At 55.1% G+C, this 439-nt stretch carries 1 pseudogene; it reads left to right on the forward strand.

Features of this window, described 5'->3' with window-relative positions:
• Nucleotides 1-153 precede the first annotated feature (153 nt).
• Nucleotides 154-439 (forward strand): annotated as a pseudogene (locus EN949_RS35670) (flagellar motor protein MotB); the annotation flags it as partial.

Below are 439 nucleotides of genomic sequence, written 5' to 3' on the forward strand. Positions count from 1 at the left end.
GGACTGAAGATCGCCTTCTAACCAAGACGATGAACCCTAGATTTGCATCGCTCTGGAGTGGTGCACCGCACCACGCGAGATGCTCGCCAAGCGACAGCAAGTGTTCTATGCTCCTCGCTGAGAAATCGTGAACTGCTCTAGGCAGGGGGTTCCATGTTCGAAGTCGTGGGAGTCTGGTGGAAAACACGGGCAAGAGGCTGGCTCGTTATAAACGCGCTTGGCTTGGTCGTTGCGTTGTTGGTGTTGATTTGGCCCGGACTGGGAACTGCGAAGGCAGAGACGAACTGGACGCTGGACTCGACCGCTTCGGTCCTGACCTACCAATCGGTCAAGAAGAACACGATCGTCGAAACCAACAAGATCAGGAATATTTCCGGTAGCCTCACCTCGGCGGGTGATGCGAAAGTCACCTTCGACCTCAATTCGGTCGATACAGGGG

The sequence above is a fragment of the Mesorhizobium sp. M7A.F.Ca.US.007.01.2.1 genome (assembly GCF_003998165.1).
Lineage (GTDB): Bacteria > Pseudomonadota > Alphaproteobacteria > Rhizobiales > Rhizobiaceae > Mesorhizobium > Mesorhizobium ciceri.